Below are 25,615 nucleotides of genomic sequence, written 5' to 3'. Positions count from 1 at the left end.
TCTATTAGACGCGCCGGATAGAAAAAGGTTGCACGGCGAAGCTCGGTTTGAAGCGGCTTATTGATTTTCCAGTTCTTCCTTGTTCACAAGCGCGACTAAAGCGTTTACAGCCTGTTCCGCGTCTGAACCTTCCGCACTAATGTAGACCTCCGTGCCGGAGCTGATGGCAAGGCTCATAATCCCCATGATGCTTTTCGCATTAACTTTTTTGTCGTCCTTCTCGACGAAAATCTCGGACGAGAATTTATTGGCTTCCTGCACGAATAAAGCTGCCGGTCTGGCATGCAGTCCTGTCTTAAGCCTCACGACTACCGGACGCTTCGTCAACTCCAATACCCCCTACAAGGAAATTACCGAAAATACCTCTTGTGTTCTGCTATTATACCATCTTTTCAAGCGGACGTCACGATTTCCGCAACTTTTCCGCCAGTTCGTCGATTTTGCGCAGCCGATGGTTCACTCCGGACTTGCTGACAGGGCCTTCAAGCAGCTCGCCGACCTCTTTCAGATTCATGTCGGGATGCAGCAAGCGGATTTTCGCCACCTCGCGCAGCTTCTCCGGCAAGGCGTCGAGACCGATCTCCTTCTCCAGAAACCGGATATTGTCGATTTGTCTCATCGACGCGCCGATTGTTTTATTCAGATTGGCCGTTTCGCAGTTGACGATCCGGTTCACCGAGTTGCGCATATCCTTCATGATACGGATATCCTCGAACTTGAGCAAGGCTTGATGGGCCCCGATCAGGCTCAGGAACTCGACGATCTTCTCGCCTTCCTTCATGTACAGGATAAACCCTTTTTTGCGCTCGATCACTCTTGCGTTGAGATTGAACTTGTTGGCGAGCCGACACAGCGCCTTGCAATGCTCCTCGTACATGGAGGCGATTTCGAGGTGATACGAAGACCCCTCCGGATTGTTGACCGATCCTCCCGCCAGAAACGCTCCCCGCAGATAGGCTCGTTTGCAGCAAGGGTTCTTGATGATTTCTTTGTCGATGCCTGGCGTGAAGACGAACCCTTCGCTGACAATTCGAAGCTCCTTCAGCACCTCCTGCACTTGTCCAGGCACCCGCACGATGTAGACGTTGTTCTTCTTGAGGCGCATTTTTTTGCGGACAAGCAGCTCCGTATGGACGTTGAACTGCCGCTTGAGCAGCGAGTAGATCCGTCTGGCGATCGCCGCGTTCTCCGTCGATATATCCAGCACGATGCGTTGGTTCGTGAGCTGTACGGAACCGTTCATGCGGATCAGCGCGGACAACTCGGCTTTGTCGCAGCAACTGTTTTCGTTCTCAATCAGCGTTAATTCTTTTTTGGTCTGTGCGGCAAACGACAGGGGACTCACCTCTTCCGCCCGATCCATCCCTCCACCAGCTCGTGGATATGGCGGCTTAACTTCTCGGCATCGTGCCGCAGATAGGTGCGGAACAGCACCAATTGATCGGCCACCACCTTGTAGCCCCGACGCGTTAACTCGTCGAGATCGAGGTGTACGGCGCGCGCGCCTTGCTCCGCGTATTGATTTTGAACCTGCGGCGGTATTTCGCCGTTATTGACAATGACATAATCGAATAAATGATGCCCGACATGTTCGTGGATGACGCGAAGATGATCGGAGACCGAGAAATCGTCGGTTTCGCCGGGCTGCGTCATCACGTTGCAAATAAATATTTTCACGGCCTGCGATTCCACGACCGATTGCGCGATTCGCGGCACCAGCAGATTGGGCAGGATGCTCGTATATAGGCTTCCCGGCCCGACAAGGATCGCGTCGGCTTGCCTGATCGCGTCGATCGCTTCTTCAAGCGGGCTGACGTCGGCCGGTTCGATGAACACCCGTTTGATCCGCCCGCCGGCTTTCGGAATGTTGGACTCGCCCGTAACGATCGTGCCGTCTTCCATCTCCGCGTGAAGAACAAGCGCCCGCTCCGATGCGGGCAGCACCTGGCCGCGCACGGCCAGCACCCGGCTCAGCTCCTTGATGCCGCTGACAAAGTCGCCGGTTATGTCCTTCAGCGCAGCTAATATTAGGTTGCCCAAACTGTGCCCGGCCAATCCCGATCCGTTCGCAAACCGGTGCTCCAGCATTCGGGACAGCAGCGGCTCCGCCGTAGCCATCGCGCTGATTACGTTGCGGATATCGCCGGGAGGGGGCATATCCATCTCCTCCCGGAGAATGCCCGAGCTGCCGCCGTCGTCGGCTACCGTCACAATGGCTGTAATGTCCAGCGGTTTTTCCTTCAGCCCCCTGAGCATCACGGACAAGCCGGTTCCTCCGCCGATTACGACAACCCGCGGCCGCCGCGCCGCCGTATTCGATTTCAAAGGGCTTCACCTCTCACGTTCGATCGCGTTCCGCGTCCCGGTGCGTCACCCGCACCGTTTCCGTCTCGCTCGCCCCAAGCCTGCGCCCCAGATATTCCGCCAACGCGACCGAGCGGTGCTTGCCGCCGGTGCAGCCGATTCCGATGACGACCTGACTCTTGCCTTCCTTGACGTATTGGGGAATAAGGAATTGCAAAAGATCCAGGAGCTTGCCGAGAAATTCCTGCGTCTCCGGCCATTTCATGACATATTCGTACACTTCGGCGTTTTGCCCCGTCAGCGGCCGCAACTGGTCGACGTAATGGGGATTGGGCAGGAACCTCACGTCGAAGATCAGATCGGCGTCGATCGGCACGCCGTATTTGAAACCGAAAGATACGATATTTAAGGATATGCGGCGGGAGTCCAAATGAGTAAATCGGGCCGACAATTTCGCTTTCAGCTCGGCCGGCTTCAAACGGCTGGTGTCGATGACCTGGGTCGCCTGACCCTTAAGCTCCTCGAGCAGACGGCGCTCCGCCTGGATGCCCTCGAGAGGCGACCCTTCCGGGGACAACGGATGCCGCCGCCGGCTCTCCTTGTACCGTTGAACCAACTGGTCGTCGGTCGCATCCAGAAACAGGATTTCGAAGCTGATGGTATGATGCTGCTTGAGCACTTGCAGCGATTCCGACAGCGCCTGAAAAAATTCGCGCCCCCGCAGGTCGATGACCAGCGCCACGTTGCGAACCTTGCCGTTCGACTGCTCGATCAGCTCGGCGAATTTGGGGATCAGCACGGGAGGCAGGTTATCGACGCAAAAATAACCGAGATCCTCCAGACACTGCACGGCAATCGTCTTGCCCGCGCCCGACATGCCCGTGATGATAACCAGCCTTGATTGCGCCACTAACTCTTCCATCGTGTCGGTCTCCCTCCCAATTCGCCCGCGCTTCAGGCGGACGCAGCCATGATCGCTTGCTTTAGTGGATCAGCAGTCCGGCCGCGCCGACGACTCCGGCGTTATTGCCGAGCGTAGCCGGCACGATCTCCACGCCTTCGTGGGCGGCTTCCGTCGTGTTGCAGATGAACGACTCCCGGATTTGCTGGAATAAAAACTCTCCGGCTTTGGACACGCCTCCGCCGATAATAAACCGCTGCGGATTCAAGACAACCGCCACGGCCGCCATCGACTTCCCGAGGTAATTGGCCGCGCGCGCCACGATGCGCTTGGCGACCTCGTCCCCCGCTTTGGCCGCGTCGATGACGTCCTTGGCGGTAATGTCGCCGTCGATCAGCTTCAGAGACGTATCGTCGCCGCGCTCGACGGCATCTTTCGCCATGCGGATGATGCCGGTCGCCGACGAGACGGTCTCCAGGCAGCCCTTCTGCGAGCAGCCGCATTGGATGGCCTCCAGATCGGGCACAACCTTCATATGCCCGAGCTCGCCCGCCATGCCGTTAAAGCCTTCGACGAGCTTGCCGCCGACGATGATGCCTCCGCCGACCCCCGTGCCCAGCGTATAGCAGACGACGTTGGGCACGCCTTTGCCCGCTCCGGCCCAAGCTTCGCCCAGCGCGGCGACGTTGGCGTCGTTGTTGATGACGACTTTCTTGCCCAGCCGCTTCTCCAACCCGCTGCCGACATGAACGTTCCGCCAGCGGAGGTTCGGAGACAGCTTGACGAAGCCCGCCGGGATATCCAGAAATCCCGCGATGCCCGCGCCGATGCCGGCCACCTGGTCCCACTCGAACGGGGAATCCTGCACGATCTTGCGCACGTAGGAAGCGATATTGTCCATGACGACTTCCGGACCGTGCTCGGTGCCGGTCGGACCCTCATACGTATGCAGCAGATTGCCTTCCGCGTCGCAGATGCCGACCTTGATCGCCGTACCGCCCATGTCTACGCCAACATATATGTTCTCCGACACAATGGTCACCTCGAATATGCATTCTCCATAGTTAGTCGCTAAACCAACTATAAGCCATGCCCATGGGCTGGTCAAGAGAAGAGGCCGTCCCGGCGCGGTTGGAGAAATGCTCCATACGCCGAGACGGCCGCATGCCCGTCCCTTATGATTTTACAGCGAGACGCTCCAGTCGTGCGTCGAATTGCCTTCCAGGAACCGTTCGCAATCGAGCGCCGCCATACAGCCGCTGCCCGCCGCCGTAATCGCTTGGCGGTATCTCTGGTCTTGCACGTCGCCGCAAGCGAAGACGCCCGGTACGTTCGTTTCGGTGGTGCCCGGCTTCACGATCAGATAGCCGTGATCGTCGGTAGCCAACTGGCCGTTCAGGAACTTCGTGTTCGGCGTATGGCCGATCGCCACGAAGATGCCGTCCGTCTCGAGAATTTCTTCTTCTCCCGTCTCGTTGTTGCGGACTTTAAGACCCGTGACGCCGCGATCCCCGGACAAAACTTCCAGAGGCGTTCTGTTGAGGCTCCAGACGATTTTCGGGTTTTCGCGCGCGCGGTCTTGCATGATTTTGGAAGCGCGCAGCTCCTCGCGGCGATGAACGATCCGCACCTCCGACGCGAACCGCGTCAGGAAGTTCGCCTCTTCCATCGCGGAATCGCCTCCGCCGACGACGATGATTTTTTTGCCGCGGAAGAAGAAGCCGTCGCAAGTGGCGCAGGTGCTGACGCCGCGGCCGATGTTGTCGCGTTCGCCCGGGATGCCCAGCAGCTTGGCTGATGCGCCCGTGGAGATGATCAGCGTCTCGGCGACAAGCTCACCGTGGCCTTCGACTTGAAGCTTGAACGGCCGTTGGGACAGATCGACGCTGTTGACCCAACCGGTCCGGAATTCGGCGCCGAACCGCTCGGCTTGCTTGCGCATGTTGGCCATCAGCTCCGGGCCCATGATCCCCTCGGGGAATCCCGGGAAGTTCTCGACCTCGGTGGTTGTCGTCAATTGGCCTCCCGGCTCCGGTCCCTCGATCACGAGCGGTTTCAGGTTCGCACGCGCGAGGTAGATGGCGGCAGTCAGTCCGGAAGGTCCTGTGCCAATTACGATCGATTTATACATAGTGCTCCTCCTTCGCGTAATCAATCTCGAAAACCCCTGGCCCGCCGCAGGGCAGGCTCAGGGGCAGGTTTGCCGGTCGGTACGGCTTACTTCGCAACCAGGTGCTTTTGTCCCGGCTTCCAGTTCATTGGGCACAAACCGCCGGATTGCAGAGCTTGCAGAACGCGCAGCGTCTCGTCGACGGAACGGCCGACATCGTTATGATTGACCACTTGGTATTTCAAGATTCCATCCGGATCGATGATGAACAGGCCGCGCAGGGCGACGCCTTCCTCTTCGATCAGTACGCCGTAGTCGCGCGCCACTGTTTTCAGAATATCCGACGCAAGCGGGAAGTTCAACTGGCCGAGGCCGTTTTCTTCGCGGGGCGTGTTGATCCACGCGCGGTGCGTATGCTTGCTGTCGACGCTGACGCCGAGAATTTCCGTGTTGAGATCGGCGAACGTCTGTGCGGCATCGCTCAGGGCGACGATCTCGGTCGGGCAGACAAACGTGAAATCAAGCGGATAAAAGAACAGGACAAGCCATTTGCCTTTATAGTCGGACAAGGAAACGCGGCCGAAGTCTTTGCCGTTGCCAAGCGCCGTTTCCATCGTAAAATCGGGTGCCGGTTTACCTACCAAACGTGCGGTCATTGTATGGTTCCTCCTTTTTTATACTGAGTCTCTCTCGTTCACAGTTCATATCCTACAATACCCCAAAAGACACCGTCAATAACTATAATGATTCCTTATTTAAAATCATTATAATATGTGGCGATATTGTGAACAGAGGACCAAGGAGGCCCGTTAACGGTTCTGCAGCGGCAGCCATTCGATCACGCGTCGAATCTGTTCGTCCCAGCACGCCCAATTGTGGTCGTTGTCGTCTTCCTCGTACGTCAGCTCGTAACCGAGCCGCAAGAGATGGTCCCGGAACCGCACGTTGTCATCGTACAGGAAGTCGGCTTTGCCGCAATACTGGTACAGCTTGGGCGGCTCATCCCCGGATTCCCGCAGCTGCTCCGCCAGCGTGAACAGATCGTGCTTGGTCCCGACGATCGCTTCCTCCCTGCCGCCGAAGATCAGATCGTAATCCTCTCCGAATCGTCCCGCCTGCGCGGCCGGGTCGGTGACGGCCGACAGCGCGGCGGCCGCGGCGAACCGTCCGGGATGCGACAGCGCAAGCTTCAGCGTCCCGTATCCGCCCATCGAATTGCCCGCCACAAAGTTATCCTCCCGGCGATCGGACAACGGGAAAAACGACCGGCAGAGCTCGGGCAGTTCCTCGCTGACGAATGTCCAGTATTTGGCGCCGTACTTCATATCCGTGTAGAAGCTGCGATTGACCGCCGGCATGACGACAGCCAATCCCCGGCTGGCCGCGTAACGCTCCACCGAGGTGCGCCGCAGCCAAATCGAGTGGTCGTCGGACAGACCGTGAAGGAGGTATAACGTCGGATGGAGCCGAGTCTCCGACGCCCGGGAATCCATGCCGATCTGGGACCGGGTCTGCTGCGGCAGGATAACGTTCATGGAAGCGGTGACCCCCAGCGCTTCGGAATAAAAGCTGACTTGCATCAGAGCCATTTCGTATTCCTCCCATTATGTAGTCTCGAACCCGGAAATGCCCTAACGCCCGGTATGGCCTGAAAAAAACCGCCAGGACCGCGTCCTGACGGTTTTTTTGCTCGCGCTGAATCCCCGCGCGCGAACGCTCCGGCCGCATTCGTCGATCTCCTCGCAACGCGCCGGACCGCATCCGCCAACCGCGGGACCGCCAAGCCGTTACTCCTCCGTCTGTCCGTTGCCGTCCCAACGCAAGAAGAGAGCCTTCATCTTCTCGCGCAGCGAACAGGCTTCGTCGATCATTTTCGCGTTGCGGCTGACCGTTGTGATCGACACGCCGTACCGCAGGGCCACGTCGTGGTACGTCAGACGTCGTCGGTGCATCTTCGCCGTCCAGTATTCGAGCGCGGCAGCCCAGCCGTCCGGCTTCACCATCTTCGGAACGTTGGGATAGGTGCGCGACAGAAACTCGACCCACAGCGTCTCCGCGTCATGCTGCTGCACCACGTCGTAACGCTGATCCATGCGCGACTTGGCCAATTCGAGAATCTCCTGCCAGCGGTCGCGCCATTCCGGCAGCTTCGAGGAGATCGGCTTGGCGCGCACGACCACCTGCTCGCCGCCGATGACGACATGCAGCGGTTCGGATATGTTCATGGAGCGGAGAACGTACAGCGCCACCTTCTTCAATTCGTCCTGCTGATTCGGGTCCAGCAGAAAATCGCGCAGCGCGTATTCCACTTCTTGATCCGCGATAAGACCGAACGCCTGAATGACCTGCAGCTTCGTGCCGGGGTCGCCGTGGCGCAGCGCCCAGAAAAACGACGAGCGGACCAGAGGATCGCGGCGAAGCTGTTCCGGGATCGCCCCGCTCGGATCGGACACCAGCTTCTTCAACTGTTCTTCGAGCGGCAAATGGTAGTGATAGCTGACTTTGTCCGGCCGCTCCTCCTCCGGCAGCTCCAGCTTGCTCAGATAATAATCCGCGATCGGCGCTTCGGGATCCATTTGGCCCGCGCGAGCCCACAATCGGCGCGCTTCGTCGGTCCGTCCGGTATTGTACGCGGCCACGGCCGCATAATGGTACAAGCAAGGCTCTTGACGTCCGCCTCCGTGTCTAAGCAAGCGGCGGAACAATCCGTATGCCGCCTCGTGCTCGCCAAGAATGCCCATCGTCGTCGCCATCTTGAACAGATGCTCCTGATGGAAGGGCAGCGTCTTGCGCAGCAGTCCCAGCAGCGACTCCAGACGCTCCCGGTCGCCGGCGTGCTGGCAAAAAATCGCCAGATTGCACAACCCGTGCAGATTGCCCGGCTCGATGTCCAGCACGTCTTGAATCGTCGTCGCCGCTTTTTCAAACTGCCCCATGTAGTAATACGCCAATGCCAGATTGTTGCGCGCCGCCAGAAACTCCGGCCTGCTCTTGACCAGCTTCTCCAGCACGCGAACCGCTTCGGCGAATTTGCCTTCCTCCAGCAAGGCCCGGGCCCGGTCATGCTCGAACAGCCCTTCCCGGCATTTGATCGTGGCGACGGTTATGGGACGCTCCAGCTCCTGGCTGAGGAAATCCATCATCTCTTGCGCTTCGTCCAGATAGTGTCCGTCAGGGTCCTGTTCGAGATAACGAATCAGCGCCTTCTCCGCGGATTCGAAATCGTCCATATTGGCATAATTGTTCGCCATATAGAAATAACATTCCGTCATGGTCGAATCCAAATGGTCCAGCACATGCTGCAAAATCCGGTTGGATTCCCCGTAATCGCCCAACTCGGACAAAACTCCCGCCAGATTGCAATGATTCACCGGATTCTCCGGCTCGTACTCGGCGGCTCGGCGAAAATACTTCAAAGCCCGGTCGTACCGGTGACGGTCCATAGACTGGACGGCGCGCTCATAGAAAAACGTCGCATCCATCGCGATCGGGATAATATTCGGTTTGCGCGTTCCCGCCGCGGGGTTGTTCGACTTCATCGGCGACACCTCCGGTCTTCCCATTCGTAGAATAAACAAGCCCGCGCCCCGATCGGGACGCGGGGCCGGTTTCCTTGAGTATATCAGACGCCGCCGTATTTAAACAATGTGCTAAGGCTTCCGCCTTCTTCGATGATGCGGATGGCGTCGGCAAACAGCTTGGCCACCGACAGCACCCGGAACCGGTTGGAAGCCTCTTCCGGAATCGCAATCGAGTCGGTAATGACGACCTCCCGGATGCTCGGATGATCCAGACGCTGCAGCGCCGGACCGGAGAACACAGGGTGGGTCGCGCAGATCAGGGCGTCTTTCGCTCCGCGTTCTTTCAGACTTTCGACGACATTCACGATGGTTGTGCCCGTATCGATCAAGTCCTCGATAATGATCGGGGTCCGGCCTTCGACCTCGCCGATGACATGCGTAATCACCGATTGGTTGTGCTCGGGACGCTTCTTGATCATAATCGCAAACGGCGCGTTCAGGATATTGGCCAAATTTTCCGCGGTTGTCGCGCGGCCCGCATCCGGCGATACGACAACCGGATTTTCCACGTTCAGCGATTGGATGTAGTCGCTGATCAGGTCCAGCGCGGTGAGATGGTCAACCGGAATATTAAAGAAACCTTGGATGGCTGGCGCATGCAAATCCAACGTCATAATCCGGCTCGCTCCGACTGTAGTCAGCACGTCCGCGAGCATCTTCGCCGATATCGGCTCGCGAGGCGCTGATTTGCGCTCTTGGCGGGAATATCCGTAGTACGGCACGATCAGGTTGATCGTACGCGCGGATGCGCGTTTCGCCGCATCGATCATGACCAGCAGTTCGACTAAATGCTCGTTGATCGGATGCGAGAATGTCTGAACGAGGAATACGTCGCAGTTCCGGATCGTTTCTTCGTACAGACAGTATACTTCGCCGCTTTTGAAGCGCGACAGCTTGATTTTGCCCAACGGCTGACCAAGCTCCTTACAGATCGCTTGCGCGAGCTTCGGGTTCGAAGACCCGGAGAAAATCTTCACGTTGTGGCCTTGCATGGCTTACCTCCTATGGGATTTGCATGCCTTTATTATAACGTGCAGGCATGTATTTTCAAATTGCCGAAATGTGTACTAAATGTGTCGAAAAAAATGTGCCCTCCTTACGCTCCGAGCGCCTTGCCCGGTCCGGATGGGGATTGCGGAACGTCCCCGGAAGCCGGACGCGTACCCCGCCACTCGATTGCCGCCCGGCTGTAGCCGAGAGACAACGCGAGGCTGACGGCAACCGTCACAACGAAGCCTCCGAGCAGCACAGCCTTGTTCATCGCGTGCAGACCCGCGCTTTTCGTATACGTATCCCACATCGACAGCACCAGAGGATGCACGAGATAAATCCCGAACGACGCTTGTCCGATCAGGGCGAGCAGGCGCAGCGGCTTCCGGTCGCGCCGGCTTTGGACGGCGGCTCCCAGCCAGAGGAACAGCAGGGCGGCGGCCAGTCCGTACAGATGGAAGGTCGTGTCGTAGGTCAACGCCGGCCAGTTCACCTTGCCTGTCGTCCAGACCCGGACGAGAAACGCTCCGCCGGCCGCGACCGCGAACAGAACGACAGGCGCGCCGAGCTTCCGATGAAGGGAGCGCCAGCGCTCATAGTTCCAACCGATCCAGCACCCCGTCAGAAGCACGAACATGTAATTGAACACGATCGTCGGCTTATGCTCGAACGGCCCCCAGTGTTCGTTTGCCAAGTAAAACGCGATCTGCGCGGCGGCTCCGATCGGAACCAGCGCCGCATTCAACTTCGGGAATCGCTTCAACAGCTCCATCAGAATCGGAAACAGCAGATAAAATTGAATGATGATGCTTAAATAATACAGATGATAGGACGATTGGCCCCACGGCAGCAGCGACCACCAATGTCCGGGGATCTGCGAGGGCTGAACCAATCTCGGCACGATATAGAAGTACGCGTAGAACACGGCCGACCAGACGAGAAACGGAATCATAATCTGGGTCAGACGCTTCCGGTAAAACTTCAGCATCTCTCGCCCGTCCCACCGGCCCTTGTACCGGTAGGCAAGCACAAGCCCGCTGATAAACAGAAAGACGGGCACCGCAAACAGCATCAACTGATTGGCGGTAAAAAAGAACGAGTGCCACGGCGTTCCCTCGGGCAGCCCGCCGACCGCCCCGGCGCTGGCGTGAATAAAAACGACGGCGAGGATCGCGATTCCGCGGACCAAATCGATTTCTTGCAACTTTTTCATGATGTCCCCCTCTCCCCTTAACCATGCTACCACAAAACCGGCCGCCGTAAAGAAGGAAAAACCTCCTCTTGGGGAACAATCCGAAAAATCCTCCGGGTTGCCGGCCATGTTATTCGTTTTTTCATGACAAAAGCCCCCGGATCGCTTTTGCGATCGAGAGGCTTGTTCTGCGGATGGGTTTATTTTTTCGGCTTCGGATGAAGATGGCGGCGTTCCAGCTCGGCCATGACGTCGTCCAGCGGCAGCTTGCGCTCGCGCAGCAGAACCATCAAGTGGAAGATCAAATCGCTCGCTTCGTAACGAAGCTCCTCGTTGTCTTTGTTTTTGGCCGCGATAATCACTTCCGCCGTCTCTTCGCCGACCTTCTTCAGGATCTTGTCGACGCCCTTCTCGAACAGGTACGTCGTATACGCGCCTTCCGGACGCTCCGCGTCGCGCTGCGCGATCGTGCTTTCCAGCGTCCCCAGCATGCGGAACCGGTCGCCCGTTGAATCGGCCGCCGCCGAGTCCCCTGCCATAACGACGTTACGGAAGCACGTATATTGTCCCGTATGGCAAGCCGGGCCCGCCGGGTCGACCGCGATCAGCAGCGTATCGCCGTCGCAATCGTAAGAAAGCTTGCGCACGCGCTGCGTATTTCCGCTGGTCGCGCCCTTGTGCCACAGTTCGCCCCGCGAGCGGCTCCAGAACCACGTCTCGCCGGATTCGAGCGTGCGCCGGAGCGACTCCTTGTTCATATACGCCAGCATCAAGACGTCCTTGCTTGCGGCGTCCTGCACGATCGCCGGCACGAGGCCGTCCCCGTCCCAGCGGATGACGGACGCCAATTCTTCATAACGGGAGGCATCCCAAGCTCCTTCCCATTTCGCCGCATCGCTGCCGCTCATCGGATCGGCACCCCTCTCTGTCTGACATAATTTTTAACGCCGTCAATCGTTAATTCCTTATAATGAAAAATCGTCGCGGCCAGTCCGGCGTCCGCCTTACCCTCCGTGAATACGTCGTAGAAATGCTCCGGCGCTCCGGCGCCGCCCGAAGCGATCACCGGAATCGACAGCGCATCGGATACCGCCTTCGTCAGCGGCAGGTCGAAGCCGTCCTTGGTCCCGTCGGCGTCCATGCTGGTGAGCAGGATCTCGCCCGCTCCGAGCCGTTCGACCTCGCGCGCCCACTCCAGAGCCCGCAGTCCGGTCGGATTGCGGCCGCCGTGCGTCACGACCTCCCATTCGCCCCATTCCGGGTTGAACCGCGCGTCGATCGCAACGACCATGCATTGGGAGCCGAACTTCTCCGCCCCTTCGGCGACCAGCCTCGGATTCCGCACCGCCGCGGTGTTGATGCCGATCTTGTCCGCGCCCGCGCGCAGCAGACGCTTCATATCGTCCGTACTGGCGATGCCGCCCCCGACCGTGAACGGGATCGTAATCTCGGCGGCCGTCTTCCGCACGACCTCGACCATCGTCGCCCGCCCTTCGACCGAAGCGGAGATGTCGAGGAACACCAGCTCGTCCGCGCCCTCGCGGTCGTAGACCCGGGCAAGCTCGACGGGGTCTCCCGCGTCACGCAGATTGACGAAGTTAACGCCCTTCACTACCCGTCCATCCTTCACGTCCAGACAAGGAATAATCCGCTTCGTCAGCATGCTTGCCGTCCCCCTTCCGCGGCGGAAGGACCGCACAGTTCCAGGAAGTTTCGGAGCAGCTTCATGCCGGTCTCGCCGCTTTTCTCGGGATGGAACTGCATGCCGCTGACGTTGCCCCGGCCTACGATCGCCGTTACCGGCTGATGGTAGTCGGTCGTCGCGAGCAGATCGCTCGGAACCTCCGGCAGCGCATGATACGAATGGACGAAATAGACGTGTCCGCCTGACACGCCCCGGAACAGCGGATGCTCCGGCTGCCGCAGCTCCAGCTCGTTCCAGCCCATATGCGGGACCTTGTAATCACCCCGAAACCGCACGACGCGTCCCGGCAGCAAGCCTAATCCCCGATGCCAGCCGTGCTCTTCGCTCTCGTCGAACAGAAGCTGCATGCCGAGGCAGATGCCCAGCAGCGGCTTGCCGCCCGCCGCGAAGGCGCGAACGGCATCGTCCAGCCCCGACTGCCGAAGATTGGCCATAGCGTCGCCGAATGCACCGACGCCCGGCAATATCGCCCCGTCGGCTGCGGCGATCTCCTTCGCGTCTCCGGTTACGACGGCTTCGAAGCCGAGCTTCTTCACCGCCTGGCTGACGCTGTGCAGATTGCCCATACCGTAGTCGATAATCGCGATCATCGGGCTTACAGCACTCCTTTCGTCGACGGCACGCCTTTCACGCGGGGGTCGAGGCTGGTTGCTTCGTCGAGCGCGCGGCCTAACGCCTTGAACACCGCTTCGATCATATGGTGCGTGTTTTGGCCGTAGTGGACGATGACGTGCAGCGTGATGCGCGCCTCCAGCGCCAGCTTCCACAAAAACTCATGCACCATCTCCGTGGAGAAGCTGCCGACTTGAGCCGACGGATATTCCGCCCGGTACTCGAAATGAGGCCGTCCGCTGATATCGATGACGACCTGCGCCAGCGCCTCGTCCATCGGCACGAATACGCTGGCGTACCGCTTGATGCCTCGTTTGTCGCCGAGCGCTTCCAGCAGCGCCTGGCCGAGGCAGATGCCGATATCCTCGACCGTATGGTGGTCGTCGATGTGCACGTCGCCTTCCGCTTCGACCTTCAGATCGAACTGGCCGTGCTTCGCGAACAGATCCAGCATATGATTCAGAAACGGAACGTCCGTGACGATGTCCGCTTGACCGGACCCGTCCACGCCGAACGTCAGCTTGATGTCCGTCTCGTTCGTTTTGCGCGCAATGCTTGCCGTGCGCGGTTGCTGCGCCGCCTCGCTCATGCTTCGTTCCCCTCTTTCTTTAACCGTACCTCGATCGCTCTCGCGTGGGCTTCCAGCCCTTCGTGCCGGGCCAGCGTCATAATGTCGGCTCCGTCCCGCAGCAACGCCCGCTTGCTGTAGGAGATCACGCTTGTCTTCTTCAGGAAATCGTCCACGTTAAGCGGAGACGAGAACCGCGCCGTGCCGTTGGTCGGCAGGATGTGGTTCGGCCCCGCGAAATAATCGCCCACCGGCTCCGAACTGTACGGACCGAGGAAGACCGCGCCCGCATTGTCGATCCGGCCGAGCCAGTCGAACGGATTCGGCACGATGATCTCCAAGTGCTCCGGCGCCAGCCGGTTGATCACGTCAACGCCTTGTTCGAGGCTGTCCACCAGCAGGATCGCCCCGCGTTCGTCGATCGAACGGCGCGCGATCTCGCGGCGCGGCAGCGACTCCAGTTGGCGCTCCACCTCGGCCGCCACGGCGCGGCCGAACGGCTCGCTCGTCGTCACCAGAATCGCCGACGCCATCTCGTCATGCTCGGCCTGCGACAGCAGATCGGCCGCGACATACTCCGCGTCGGCGCTGTCGTCCGCCAGCACGACGATCTCGCTCGGTCCGGCGATGCTGTCGATATCGACGACGCCGTAGACATAGCGCTTCGCCAGCGCGACGTAGATGTTGCCGGGGCCGACGATCTTGTCGACGGGCCGGATCGACTCCGTGCCGTAGGCGAGCGCCGCAATCGCCTGCGCGCCGCCGACGCGGTAGATTTCGGTGATGCCCGCTTCGGCCGCCGCCACGAGAATGTACGGGTTGATCCCGGCCTGGCCGGCCGTCGCCGGAGGCGTCACCATCGCGATCTCGCGTACGCCGGCTACCTGCGCGGGGATCGCGTTCATCAGCACGCTGGACGGATATGCCGCCTTGCCGCCCGGCACGTACAGGCCGACCCGCCCCAGCGGCTTGATCGTCTGTCCGAGAATCGTGCCGTCGGCCGCCGTATCGAACCACGAGACGCGTTTCTGCTTCTCGTGGAATTCGCGGATGTTCGCCGCCGCCCGGCGCAGCGCTTCGAGAAACTTCGAGTCGACCTGCGCGTAGGCGGCTTTCAGCTCTTCTTCGCCGACACGGAGGTCGTCCACCCGCACCTTGTCGAACTGCTCGGTGAACTCCCTCAATGCCGCGTCTCCGCGCTCGCGCACAGCGGCAAGAATGCTGTGGACCGCGTCGTTTTGCTCGGGTGTCCCGTACTCGATCCGGCGTTCCAGATTGAATTGCTCCGCCTTTATGATGTTCATCCGTTAGCGCCTCCCGCCGCCGCCCGTTTCGCTTCCGCCCGCGCGTTCAGCACTTGCTGCAGCCGGTCGCACAAGCGTTGGATCGGCTCATTTTTCATCCGGTAGCTGCCCCGATTGGCAATCAGCCGGCTGGTGATATCGATAATTTTCTCCATCTCGACCAGCCCATTCTCGCGGATCGTGCCGCCGGTTTCGACCAGGTCGACGATCCGGTCGGCCAGACCGATCAGCGGAGCCAGCTCGATGTTGCCGTTAAGCTGGATGATCTCGACCTGCTGGCCTTGCTCGCGGAAATATTTGGACGCGACATTCGGGAACTTCGTCGCCACGCGCGGATGAAGCGTCGGCCGCCAGTCCGGCAGGGCGATCACCGACATGCGGCAGCGGGCAATGTCGAGATCGAGAAGCTCGTAGACGTCGCGGTTCGCCTCCAGCAACACGTCCTTGCCCGCCACGCCCAGGTCGGCCGCGCCGTATTCCACGTATACGGGCACGTCCGCCGGTTTGGCGATGATGAACCGGAAGCCCGCTTCCGGCACATCGAGGATAAACTTGCGCGTCTCCTCCAGCTCCTCCGGAATCGCGAAGCCCGCCTCCGCAAACATGCGCGATATATGTTTGCTGATGCGCCCCTTCGGGACGGCGATCTTAAGCAGTTCGTCCATGATCGTGCACCTCTCTCCTATTCCAGCCTCAGCACGCGGCTGTACGACGCGGCGGCATGCTCCGCGTTCTCATCCGCCAACCGCCGGGTCTCCACAATAACCGTCCCTTGCCGGCGCAGCTCGCTGGCCTGACGCAGCGCCTCGTCGCGGCGGTGCGCGGCGTACAGCACGAGCACCCGCTCCCGCTTCGGCTCGCCGAGCCCCGTCGCAATCTCCAGGATGCGGTTCGTCTTCAGCGCGAACCCGGTTGCGGGCGCCGGCCGGCCGAACTGGCCGAGCAGATTGTCGTAGCGCCCGCCGCTGACCACGGGGAAGCCCAGATCGGCCGCGTAGCCTTCAAACGTAATGCCGGTGTAATAGGAGAAATCGCCGATCAGCGTCAGGTCGATGCTGACCCGGTCGGATACGCCGTACGCCTGCAGGACATCCCATACTTCGCACAGCTTCATCAGCGCGTCCTGCGTCGCCTCCGTTCTGACCCGGCCGTGCGCCTGCTGGCAGATCTCGCGCCCGCCGCGCAGCCGCAGAATCCCCTCCAGCTCGGCGTGCACTTCCGGCTTCAGCCGCATCCCGGCAAGCTGTTCGCGGAAGCCGACGAAATCCCGGTTGATCAGGCATTCCTTCAGCAGATATTGCTGCTCCGGGCGGTTCGGCAGCAGCTCCTCGAACAAACCGTGCAGGAACCCCGCATGCCCAACCGCCAGCTTGAACTTCGGCACGCCTGCGGCTTCCAGGCAAGCGACCGCCAGCGCGATAATCTCCGCGTCCGCTTCGGCCGTCCCGTCTCCGATCAGCTCGACGCCGGTTTGCAGAAATTCCGATTCTTTGCCCGCCTCGTCGTCAAAGGCGCGGAATACGTTGGAATGATAAGACAACCTCAACGGAAACGGCTCCTGCTTCAGCAGCGAAGCCACCACGCGCGCGATCGGCGCGGTCAGCTCCGGACGCAGCACGATCGTCGTGCCGTTGCGGTCCAGCAGCTTAAACAGCTTTTTGTCGGACGTCGAGCTCGCCACGCCTACCGTATCGTAATATTCCAGAGTCGGCGTGATGATTTGGCGGTAACCCCACCGCTCGATGCAATCCAGCACGCTTAGTTCGATCTGCCTGAGCCGAGCGGCGGCTTCCGGCAAATAGTCCCTGAGTCCGGCCGGTTTTTCGAATACTTTCGGTTTAGACACAAATTTCCCCCCGGTCATCGTATTGCTGAGCCCCATCTCTCTATGTTATCTTTAACACGTTAAAGTGTTAGATTGCTAACAAACTAAAGAATATATCGGTTAGTGTACCATGCCTAAGCCGTTTCCGTCAATCGACAACCGGCCTCTTCACCCGCCTTCGGCCAAGTCGGGCCCCCCGCCGGGCCGGCATGCGCTGTCCCTCGCCCGTCATGCTTGGCTGCCTTCCGCGCTTCGGCCGTATAACCGCGTTCCCATTCGTTCAACCGCCGCCCGTTTGCTTCATGGTCACACGTGACGAAGTATATGAAACAAAAGACACCTGCGTCAATAGACGCAAGTGTCCGCACGGATCGTTACCGACCGAACGCCAGCTTGCCGGGCGTATACCCATCGCGTCTTCTCCGCCGTTCGCAGCTTCGCGGCCAAGTCCTCCCCGCCCGTTCCCGCTTGCCCGAGCCGGGCCGGGTTATTGCCGCTCCTCGTCCTCCCGCTCCCGGAGATGGCGAATGATCCGCATCGGGTTGCCGCCTACCATCGTATACGCGGGCACATCCTTGTGGACCAGCGTCCCGGCGGAGACGACGGCGTGATCCCCGATTTCCACTCCCGGCAGGATGGTCGTATTCGCGCCGATCATCACATTCGAACCGATCTTGACGTCCCCGAGACGGTATTCCTTAATCAAATATTCATGCGCCAATATCGTGGTGTTGTAGCCGATAATCGTATTGTCGCCGACCTGAATCCGTTCGGGAAAAAACACGTCCGGCATCACCATCAGGGCAAACGCCGCCTGTTTGCCGACCTTCATGCCGAGCAGCCGGCGGTACATCCAGTTTTTCACGGGAAGCAGCGGCGTGTATCGGGCGATCTGAATCACAATAAAGTTTTTGACGCCTTTCCACGGACTGACCGTCCGATAAATTTGCCATAACGCATTCGGCCCGGTTACCGGATATTTTTCCGTTCTCCGCATGCCCACCGACTCCTTCTGCACAATCGGCGAAGCGCCGGAACGGAGGCCTCTCCGCCATCCGTCCCGGCGCGCCGGTCACAAGCTTCCGCCGGCTCCCGAAACGATTCCTGCGATCTTCGGCAGTTCCCGGATATCCTCGATAATCCAATCCGCTCCGTGTTCTTTTAATACCCCGGTCCCTTTGAGCGACCAGGCCACGCCAACGGCCCGGACGCCGGCCCGGTGAGCCGCCAGGATGTCGTAGTGGCTGTCTCCGACCATAAGCGTCCGCTCCGGAGCGGTTCCCAGCTTGTCCATCATGCGAACGATCATCTCCGGGTCCGGCTTCGGGTTCCGGACATCGTCCACCGTCAGCACTTCGTCGACGTACGCGTCGATCCCCGTGTGCCGAAGTCCCATCTCAGTCGTCACGCGCGCCTTGTTCGTCACGACGCCGATCCGGCATCCGTGTTCCTTCAACTGCGCCAGCACCTCCAGCACATGCGGAAAAGCGGTGACCAGGTCGTTGTGGCGGCGGATGTTGTACTCGCGGTAGATCGGCACCAGATCGTCCACGTCTTCCCTTCCCGTGAAGAAACGCAGTTGATCCTTCAACGCCAGCCCCATATTCGCGGAGATGAATTCCCGGGTGAGCGGCTTGCTGGTGCGGTCTTTCAAAATATGCAGGAACGTTTCGATAATCAATTCGTTTGTATCGAGGATCGTCCCGTCGAGATCGAATAACACGGCGTCCATCTGGCTGCAGCTCCTTTGGTTAATCGTTCGACTGTTTCGGCTGCTCCGGCTCCTTCGCGGCAAGAGTTCCTTCCTTCGCGGCTTCCGCTCCGCCGGCAGCCGTGTCTCCCCGTCCGAGAATCGGATCGGAATAACGTTCCTTCGCCCATCCCTTGCGCCGGCGCACGACGATCAGGATCGCGGCGGCCACGATAATAAGCAGCGCGAGCAGTTGCGAGATTCGGATGTTGCCGCCGGTCATCTCACCCGGCTCGAATACCGCGTCCATCGGCAGCCAGAGCACGGCCAGGAAGTTCTCCAGCCATGCCGGGCCGTTGAATACCAGGCTATCCGTACGCAATCCTTCGATGAAGAACCGCCCCAGCGAATACCAGATAAAATAGGTCATGAACAACTCGCCGGCGCGCAGGAACGGCCTGCGGCGAAGCACGAGAAGCACAAGCAATCCGGCGAGGTTCCACAGCGACTCGTACAGGAAGGTCGGGTGATGATACGCCCCTTTGATATACATCATATCCACGATAAAGCCGGGAAGATGCAGCGTATCCCGCAGGAAGCTCTCGGATACGGGGCCGCCGTACGCCTCCTGGTTCACGAAGTTGCCCCAACGGCCGATCATCTGGCCGACCAGCAGCGAAGGCGCGCAAATATCCGCGATCCGCCAGAAGCTGTAGCCTTTGGCCCGCACATACAGGAAGGCCGACACGATCGCGCCGATCAGGGCGCCGTAGATCGCGATGCCGCCCTCCCATATTTTGAACACGCTCCAAATATTATCGCGGTAACTCTCCCACTGGAACGCCACGTAATAGATTCTGGCGGCGACAATCGCCGAAGGCACGCCGATCAGCAGCAGATCCATGAAAAATTCCGGAGCCATCTTGAAGCGGCGCCCTTCCCGAATCGCGAGATACAGACCGGCCAATGCTCCGAGCCCCAATATGATTCCGTACCAATGGACCTTAATCGGCCCCAGCGCAATCGCGACCGGATTGATCATAGACAACAACATCCTTACGTCCCCTCTCGGTTCCTATTCCAGATCGTCTAGATCCATCGACAGCGTCTCCGTCAGCTTGTTGGTGAATTGCAGCGCCGCGTTGTATCCCATCCGCTTCAGCCGGTAGTTCATCGCCGCCACCTCGATGATGACGGCCAGGTTCCGCCCCGGACGCACCGGAACCGTCACGAGCGGCAGATCCGTATCGATGATGCGCGTCATTTCCTCGTCCAGCCCGAGACGGTCGTATTCCTTGTCCTGCTGCCAATTCTCCAGCTTGACGACAACGGCGATTTTTTTCACATTGCGGACGGCTCCGGCCCCGAACAGCGTCATGACGTTAATGATGCCGACCCCGCGTATTTCAAGCAGATGCTTGATCAGCTCGGGTGCGTTCCCGATCAGCTCGTTATCCGCCGATTGACGGATTTCGACCGCGTCGTCGGCCACCAGACGGTGTCCCCGCTTCACAAGCTCCAGCGCCGTCTCGCTTTTGCCGATGCCGCTCGAACCGGTGATGAGAATGCCGATGCCGTAAACATCGACGAGCACCCCGTGAATCGTGGTCGTCGGCGCCAGCCGATTTTCCAGAAAGCCGGTAATGCGGCTGATCAGAATCGTCGTCGTCACCGGACTGCGCAGAATCGGTATGCCGCTCTCGCGGGCAGCCGCCAGCATCTCCTGCGGCACGTCCAGTCCGTGACAGACGATGACGCAAGGCGTATCGTCATGACATAATCGATGCATGCGCTCCTGCCGCTGCTCCGGCGTCAACGACTCGAAGAACGACAGCTCGGTTTTCCCCAGCATTTGCACCCGCTCTTTCGGGTGAAAATCAAAAAAGCCGGCCAATTCCAAACCGGGCCGGTACAAATCCGCCGTGGTGATTTGCCGTTTCAACCCGGCCTCGCCCTCGACCACTTCGAGGTTGAAGTGCTGGACGAGGTCCGCTACCTTCACTTTCTTCGCCATAGCTGCGTCTCCTTCTGTCTCCGCGCAAGTGCTTCCAATGTTTTCATCGTAACGGAATATCGGGGTAAAATCAACAGGGGAGAAGCCTTCGCTTCTCCCCTGTCCGGACGTTCCGCCTTACAGCAGGACGTTTTTCTCCGTTTCTTTGTCGAAGATATGGATTTTGTTCATGTCGAACGCCAGTTTGACATTGACGCCGTCTTTGAATCCGGAGCGTCCGTCTACGCGGGCGATTACCGTCTGATTGCCCAGGCCGTTGATGTACAGGTACATCTCGTGACCGAGGTTCTCGGACAGTTCGACGTGAGCGTTTACGATGCTGTCCGGCGATCCTTCGAGGAACAGCGGCTCGTCGTGGATGTCCTCCGGACGGATGCCGAATACGACTTCTTTGCCGATGTAGCCTTGCTCGCGCAGGCGTTTCGCTTTGCCTTCGGGAATAACCACGTCAACGCCGGTCGTTTTGAAGCGAACGACGCCGCCTTCTTCCACCAGCCTACCGTTCATGAAGTTCATGGACGGGGAGCCGATGAAGCCCGCTACGTACATGTTCACCGGATGGTTGTAGATTTCTTCCGGCGAAGCGGCTTGCTGGATGATGCCCTGGTGCATCACGACGATCCGGTCGCCCATCGTCATGGCTTCCGTCTGGTCGTGGGTCACGTAGATAATCGTCGTTTCCAGACGTTTGTGCAGCTTGCCGATCTCGGCGCGCATTTGCACGCGCAGTTTCGCGTCCAGGTTGGAGAGCGGTTCGTCCATCAGGAACACTTGCGGTTCGCGGACGATCGCGCGGCCCAGAGCGACGCGTTGGCGCTGACCGCCGGACAGAGCCTTCGGCTTGCGGTCCAGCAGATGTTCGATATCGAGAATTTTCGCGGCTTCACGCACGCGTTTGTCGATTTCAGCTTTTTTGAATTTGCGCAGTTTCAGACCGAACGCCATGTTCTGATAGACGTTCATGTGCGGATACAGCGCGTAGGATTGGAATACCATTGCAATATCGCGGTCTTTCGGAGCAACATCGTTGACCAGACGATCGCCGATGTACAGCTCGCCGGATGTGATTTCTTCCAGACCTGCTACCATCCGCAGAGTAGTGGATTTGCCGCAACCGGAAGCGCCAACAAGAACGAGGAACTCTTTGTCTTTGATTTCCAGGTTGAAGTCTTTTACCGTATCTTCCGATGCGCCAGGGTAACGTTTGACGACGTGCCGCAGCGTAACGCTTGCCATGTGGTATTCCCCCCGAATCATACTATTGCTTACGTGTCTATATTACCTTAGCAGGCGGCTTTGTGACTATGCACAAACTGTACAAAAAAATTACTTCCTTTTCGTGACTTTGTACAATAGGATCGCCATATGCACCAATACGGCATGGCGGAAGGCGCGGACGTCGAGGCCCGTCTCCTGCTTGAATTTATCCAGACGGTACAATAGCGTATTCCGGTGGATGTACAGCTTCTTGGCCGTTTCGCTCACATTGCAGTCCATCTCGAAAAAAGCTTCCAGCGTCGTCAGCGTCTCCGTATCCAGCGCCCGGTCGGACCCTCTCAGCACGTGATTGAGATATTCCAGCTTGTCCGAATCCGGCACCGCGCTGACCATGCGTTCGAGATGAAGCATCCACGGAACGTGCACGCTGCGCCCCATCCGGTATTGGCGCCCGAGCAGAAGCGTCTCCCGCAGATGCGCGACGGCCCAGAGCAGAGACTTGGCTGGCAAAATGGGATAACTCAGAGCGATCTGGCATTCGCCGACCGATTCGCTCGCCATCATCTCATGCAGCGCCTCGCCGATCGACAGAAGCGCTTCCTCCAATCCGGCCTCGCCCTCGCCCCACTCCGCTTCGCTCTCGTTCAGGAGCAGATCCGAGCTCAGTATCAGCCATTCCCTGTCGGACAGCGGAATCAGCGCCACATCCGCCTGAAAAAACGTCTCCAGCAGCTTTTTCAGCTCCGTGTAGCCGATGCGCCGGCTGTCGGCATGCTCGCCGTAGATCAGAAACGGAATGCGGGATTGCTGCATCGCGATGGACGATGAAAACAGATCGGGGAGCTCCGCGTTCGTAATTCCAAGCTCCAGCTGGGAATCGATCCAATCCCTGAGCCTGTGGGCGCGGCGTTCCTCCTCGCTGCCGCTGGCGGCCCGGCGTTCCGGCTGCTGCCGGCATGCCTCCGCCGCAGCCTCCAGCAGCTTCAACTCCCGGTGCGTCGGACGGTCGCCGACCAGCAGCAGCGCATGCACGCAGCCGTCTTCCCGGCCCAAATAGACGAGACAACCGTCCTCGGTCCATACATGCCGCTCGTTCCCCGCCTTCTCGTTCCATTCGGATACCGGCAGTTGAACCAGCTCGGTCTTGATATTCCAGACATCCCCCAGCTTGCTCCTCAAATTCTCCCAGCTCACTCGAGTCACCCTTTATTCCGTCGTCCCCTTACACTCTAATCCTCCTCATTATAACATAGGGCCGTTTTATCCACGAACGGACGGGCGACCGCCGCTTATGTCCGCATCTGCATCAGCACGAGCAGGATGGACGCGATCGAGAACAGCGCTCCGATCAAATATAAAAAGGAAACGGTCTGCACCTGGGACCAGCCTCGCTGAAGCAGCCGGTGATGCGTATGCAGCCGGTCGGCGCGATGGAGGCCGGTCCGGCGCAGAAGCCGGCGCGTGAACACGACCACGGTGTCGAGGATCGGCACGGCGAATACGAGCAGCGCCGCGCCGACCGACAGGACCGTCGCCGTCTTCATGGAGCCGGCGACGGATATGACGCCAAGCGAATACCCCAGGTACACCGCTCCCGCGTCCCCCATGAAGATTCTCGCCGGATGGAAATTGTGAATGAGAAACCCGAGACAGGCGCCTCCCATGATGGCAGCCGCGATCGCGATAGAGCCTTGATCGGTCAGAACAGCCGTTGCCGCCAGCGTAAAAGACGCCAAGGTGCCGATCCCCGACGCCAATCCGTCCACGCCGTCAATGAAGTTGAACATATTTGTCAAAGCGAAAATCCAGAGAGCCGTGACCGTCCAAGCGACCCATTCCGGAAACAGAATCATCCCGTCTCCCCATACGTTCGTTACGCCTTCCACGCGAATGCCCCACAACGGAGGCAACACCGATGCCGCGAGGTAAACGCCAAGTCTCGGCCAGACGGGGAACTCCCGTCCTTTCGCTTTAAAGGCGTCGTCCACCAGCCCGATGACAAGCAGCAGTGTGCCGCCCGCGACCAGAACGGGCAGCGCCTTCAACTGCGGCACCCATCTCGCCGTCATCACGATCGTTCCCGCATAGATGGCGACACCCCCCATCAGCGGAATAGGCGCTTGATGCACCTTGCGGCTTCCGGGAACGTCCACCATGCCCAGGCGGAGAGCGATTGTCCTGACCAAGGGAACCAGCAGCACCACACAAACAAATGTCATAAGAGCGGCCGCGATCACTTTCACATGCATAACCTCCGTCGCCGTAAGAGTAACCGAAATTGGTCTTCGTTTTCTTAGGGTACCCTTCGGCACTCGCGCGAATCCACCCGGTCGTGCCGGCGCACGAAACCACGCAACGTGATCCGCTCGCCCATCTGCGCATCCCACGGATCTTCTAGCGATATCTATTATCGCTACTGCCGGAAATTCGTGCCCTCCGAACGAAGTTAGCGATATTAAATATCGTCAAAGGGCCGGTTCCCTGCTTTTTCCGATGGTTTCCCGGCGTTAGCGATATTCTGCATCGTTAAGCGAGTACGGCGAGGGCGGTACGGCCGCGTTACCGATATTTTATAACGTTAACAGCCACGGCCGGGTATGAGCGGCCCACTCTCCCGAGCATGCCCGCTGTCTGTACCGCCGTCACGAAAAAAGGAGCGGAAGCTTAGCTCCCGCCCCGAAAGCTTATTCATGCGATTTCGATAAAAAAGCCCTGCATATCGTTTTCGACATGCAGGGCTCTGAACGATGAGCCATGTAGGACTCGAACCTACGACACCCTGATTAAAAGTCAGGTGCTCTACCAACTGAGCTAATGGCTCTTGCTGCGGAATGGAGGCTGATGGATTCGAACCACCGAACCCGAACGGGAACAGATTTACAGTCTGCTGCGTTTGGCCACTTCGCTAAGCCTCCGAAAGGTGGCTCGGGACGGAATCGAACCGCCGACACGAGGATTTTCAGTCCTCTGCTCTACCAACTGAGCTACCGAGCCTGAGAACAAAAAAAGATCGGGCCTTCACCCGCTTTTTTTTGTAAAAGGTGGCGGAGCTGACGGGATTCGAACCCGCGGTCTCCTGCGTGACAGGCAGGCATGTTAGGCCTCTACACCACAGCTCCAGGAGAATGCCCTTCCGGGCGATGGACGCTGACGGGATCGAACCGCCGACCCTCTGCTTGTAAGGCAGATGCTCTCCCAGCTGAGCTAAGCGTCCACATTGCGAAGTATGTATCGGGAATAGCGGCGGAGGGGATCGAACCCCCGACCTTTCGGGTATGAACCGAACGCTCTAGCCAGCTGAGCTACGCCGCCATTTAAGGGTACAAGCGGAGAGAAAGGGATTCGAACCCTTGCACCGGTTCCCCGATCTAACCCTTTAGCAAAGGGTCCCCTTCGGCCTCTTGGGTATCTCTCCGTATGTTGCACCTTCAAAACTGGATGCGAACTTATCGTTTCTGCTTCCGCTGCCGCTCATTGCGGCTCGCCAGATGAAACCCTCGACCGATTAGTATTCGTCAGCTCCACGCGTTGCCGCGCTTCCACCTCGAACCTATCTACCTCGTCGTCTTCAAGGGGTCTTACTTGCTGGGAAATCTCATCT

25 protein-coding genes, 7 tRNA genes and 1 rRNA gene are annotated in these 25,615 nt (G+C 59.2%); all 33 read right to left on the bottom strand.

The window, feature by feature from the left end:
- Positions 1 to 57: 57 nt before the first annotated feature.
- Positions 58 to 327, bottom strand: a complete 270-nt coding sequence (locus FE781_RS15150) for an HPr family phosphocarrier protein (protein WP_138790464.1) — start codon at positions 325 to 327, stop codon at positions 58 to 60.
- Between the two features lie 76 nt (positions 328 to 403).
- A complete protein-coding gene (whiA, locus tag FE781_RS15145) occupies positions 404 to 1,336 on the bottom strand; it encodes a DNA-binding protein WhiA (RefSeq protein WP_138790482.1) in 933 nt (310 codons plus the stop codon).
- Between the two features lie 5 nt (positions 1,337 to 1,341).
- Positions 1,342 to 2,325, bottom strand: a complete 984-nt coding sequence (locus tag FE781_RS15140) for a gluconeogenesis factor YvcK family protein (protein ID WP_138790463.1) — start codon at positions 2,323 to 2,325, stop codon at positions 1,342 to 1,344.
- A 13-nt stretch (positions 2,326 to 2,338) separates the two neighbouring features.
- Positions 2,339 to 3,226 carry an RNase adapter RapZ gene (rapZ, locus tag FE781_RS15135; protein ID WP_138790462.1) on the bottom strand — a complete coding sequence of 296 codons (888 nt, stop codon included), beginning with the start codon at positions 3,224 to 3,226 and terminating at the stop codon, positions 2,339 to 2,341.
- A gap of 61 nt (positions 3,227 to 3,287) precedes the next feature.
- Positions 3,288 to 4,238: an ROK family glucokinase gene (locus tag FE781_RS15130; protein WP_138790461.1), complete on the bottom strand. Its 951-nt coding sequence runs from the start codon at positions 4,236 to 4,238 to the stop codon at positions 3,288 to 3,290.
- A 150-nt stretch (positions 4,239 to 4,388) separates the two neighbouring features.
- Positions 4,389 to 5,336 (bottom strand): thioredoxin-disulfide reductase, encoded by a 948-nt coding sequence (gene trxB, locus FE781_RS15125; RefSeq protein WP_138790460.1) that lies wholly within the window; start codon positions 5,334 to 5,336, stop codon positions 4,389 to 4,391.
- Between the two features lie 86 nt (positions 5,337 to 5,422).
- The gene (locus FE781_RS15120; RefSeq protein WP_138790459.1) at positions 5,423 to 5,971 is read right to left on the bottom strand and encodes a peroxiredoxin; all 549 of its coding nucleotides are present in this window, start codon (positions 5,969 to 5,971) and stop codon (positions 5,423 to 5,425) included.
- 153 nt (positions 5,972 to 6,124) lie between these two features.
- Entirely contained in the window at positions 6,125 to 6,904 is a 780-nt protein-coding gene (locus FE781_RS15115) for an alpha/beta hydrolase (RefSeq protein WP_138790458.1), read from the bottom strand.
- Between the two features lie 198 nt (positions 6,905 to 7,102).
- The gene (locus FE781_RS15110) at positions 7,103 to 8,854 is read right to left on the bottom strand and encodes a tetratricopeptide repeat protein (RefSeq protein ID WP_138790457.1); all 1,752 of its coding nucleotides are present in this window, start codon (positions 8,852 to 8,854) and stop codon (positions 7,103 to 7,105) included.
- A gap of 83 nt (positions 8,855 to 8,937) precedes the next feature.
- Entirely contained in the window at positions 8,938 to 9,888 is a 951-nt protein-coding gene (locus tag FE781_RS15105) for a ribose-phosphate diphosphokinase (protein ID WP_138790456.1), read from the bottom strand.
- A gap of 104 nt (positions 9,889 to 9,992) precedes the next feature.
- Positions 9,993 to 11,099 (bottom strand): acyltransferase, encoded by a 1,107-nt coding sequence (locus FE781_RS15100; RefSeq protein ID WP_170209563.1) that lies wholly within the window; start codon positions 11,097 to 11,099, stop codon positions 9,993 to 9,995.
- Positions 11,100 to 11,278: 179 nt separating this feature from the next.
- Positions 11,279 to 11,986 carry a bifunctional phosphoribosyl-AMP cyclohydrolase/phosphoribosyl-ATP diphosphatase HisIE gene (gene hisIE / locus FE781_RS15095; protein WP_138790454.1) on the bottom strand — a complete coding sequence of 236 codons (708 nt, stop codon included), beginning with the start codon at positions 11,984 to 11,986 and terminating at the stop codon, positions 11,279 to 11,281.
- Positions 11,983 to 12,741: an imidazole glycerol phosphate synthase subunit HisF gene (gene hisF / locus FE781_RS15090; RefSeq protein WP_138790453.1), complete on the bottom strand. Its 759-nt coding sequence runs from the start codon at positions 12,739 to 12,741 to the stop codon at positions 11,983 to 11,985. The genes hisIE and hisF overlap by 4 nt, the downstream gene beginning before the upstream one ends.
- On the bottom strand, positions 12,735 to 13,373 hold the full coding sequence (gene hisH, locus FE781_RS15085) for an imidazole glycerol phosphate synthase subunit HisH (protein ID WP_138790452.1): 639 nt from the start codon (positions 13,371 to 13,373) through the stop codon (positions 12,735 to 12,737). The genes hisF and hisH overlap by 7 nt, the downstream gene beginning before the upstream one ends.
- Positions 13,374 to 13,378: 5 nt before the next feature.
- On the bottom strand, positions 13,379 to 13,984 hold the full coding sequence (hisB, locus tag FE781_RS15080; protein WP_138790451.1) for an imidazoleglycerol-phosphate dehydratase HisB: 606 nt from the start codon (positions 13,982 to 13,984) through the stop codon (positions 13,379 to 13,381).
- A complete protein-coding gene (gene hisD / locus FE781_RS15075) occupies positions 13,981 to 15,267 on the bottom strand; it encodes a histidinol dehydrogenase (protein WP_138790450.1) in 1,287 nt (428 codons plus the stop codon). The genes hisB and hisD overlap by 4 nt, the downstream gene beginning before the upstream one ends.
- A complete protein-coding gene (gene hisG / locus FE781_RS15070) occupies positions 15,264 to 15,932 on the bottom strand; it encodes an ATP phosphoribosyltransferase (RefSeq protein WP_138790449.1) in 669 nt (222 codons plus the stop codon). The genes hisD and hisG overlap by 4 nt, the downstream gene beginning before the upstream one ends.
- A gap of 17 nt (positions 15,933 to 15,949) precedes the next feature.
- Positions 15,950 to 17,113, bottom strand: coding sequence for an ATP phosphoribosyltransferase regulatory subunit (locus FE781_RS15065; RefSeq protein WP_138790448.1), 1,164 nt, complete (start codon positions 17,111 to 17,113; stop codon positions 15,950 to 15,952).
- 466 nt (positions 17,114 to 17,579) lie between these two features.
- Positions 17,580 to 18,089, bottom strand: coding sequence for an acyltransferase (locus FE781_RS15060; protein WP_138790447.1), 510 nt, complete (start codon positions 18,087 to 18,089; stop codon positions 17,580 to 17,582).
- Between the two features lie 75 nt (positions 18,090 to 18,164).
- A complete protein-coding gene (gene ppaX / locus FE781_RS15055; protein ID WP_138790446.1) occupies positions 18,165 to 18,824 on the bottom strand; it encodes a pyrophosphatase PpaX in 660 nt (219 codons plus the stop codon).
- Positions 18,825 to 18,843: 19 nt separating this feature from the next.
- Positions 18,844 to 19,836: a prolipoprotein diacylglyceryl transferase gene (gene lgt / locus FE781_RS15050; protein ID WP_211346378.1), complete on the bottom strand. Its 993-nt coding sequence runs from the start codon at positions 19,834 to 19,836 to the stop codon at positions 18,844 to 18,846.
- A 21-nt stretch (positions 19,837 to 19,857) separates the two neighbouring features.
- A complete protein-coding gene (hprK, locus tag FE781_RS15045; protein ID WP_138790445.1) occupies positions 19,858 to 20,796 on the bottom strand; it encodes an HPr(Ser) kinase/phosphatase in 939 nt (312 codons plus the stop codon).
- A 117-nt stretch (positions 20,797 to 20,913) separates the two neighbouring features.
- Positions 20,914 to 22,032: an ABC transporter ATP-binding protein gene (locus tag FE781_RS15040; protein WP_138790444.1), complete on the bottom strand. Its 1,119-nt coding sequence runs from the start codon at positions 22,030 to 22,032 to the stop codon at positions 20,914 to 20,916.
- A 90-nt stretch (positions 22,033 to 22,122) separates the two neighbouring features.
- On the bottom strand, positions 22,123 to 23,208 hold the full coding sequence (locus FE781_RS15035; protein WP_138790443.1) for a PucR family transcriptional regulator: 1,086 nt from the start codon (positions 23,206 to 23,208) through the stop codon (positions 22,123 to 22,125).
- Between the two features lie 95 nt (positions 23,209 to 23,303).
- Positions 23,304 to 24,257: an MraY family glycosyltransferase gene (locus tag FE781_RS15030; RefSeq protein WP_246068198.1), complete on the bottom strand. Its 954-nt coding sequence runs from the start codon at positions 24,255 to 24,257 to the stop codon at positions 23,304 to 23,306.
- A 505-nt stretch (positions 24,258 to 24,762) separates the two neighbouring features.
- A tRNA-Lys gene (locus FE781_RS15025) sits at positions 24,763 to 24,835 on the bottom strand.
- 11 nt (positions 24,836 to 24,846) lie between these two features.
- A tRNA-Tyr gene (locus tag FE781_RS15020) sits at positions 24,847 to 24,929 on the bottom strand.
- Positions 24,930 to 24,935: 6 nt separating this feature from the next.
- Positions 24,936 to 25,008: transfer RNA gene (locus FE781_RS15015), tRNA-Phe, on the bottom strand.
- Positions 25,009 to 25,056: 48 nt separating this feature from the next.
- A tRNA-Asp gene (locus FE781_RS15010) sits at positions 25,057 to 25,133 on the bottom strand.
- A gap of 22 nt (positions 25,134 to 25,155) precedes the next feature.
- Positions 25,156 to 25,228, bottom strand: a tRNA-Val gene (locus tag FE781_RS15005).
- A 24-nt stretch (positions 25,229 to 25,252) separates the two neighbouring features.
- Positions 25,253 to 25,326 (bottom strand) — tRNA-Met (locus tag FE781_RS15000).
- A gap of 15 nt (positions 25,327 to 25,341) precedes the next feature.
- Positions 25,342 to 25,429: transfer RNA gene (locus FE781_RS14995), tRNA-Ser, on the bottom strand.
- A gap of 70 nt (positions 25,430 to 25,499) precedes the next feature.
- Positions 25,500 to 25,615, bottom strand: a 23S ribosomal RNA gene (locus FE781_RS14990); the annotation flags it as partial.

It is taken from the genome of Paenibacillus thermoaerophilus, assembly GCF_005938195.1.
In the GTDB taxonomy this organism is placed as follows: domain Bacteria; phylum Bacillota; class Bacilli; order Paenibacillales; family Reconciliibacillaceae; genus Paenibacillus_W; species Paenibacillus_W thermoaerophilus.
This window is presented reverse-complemented; position numbering and strand designations above follow the sequence as displayed.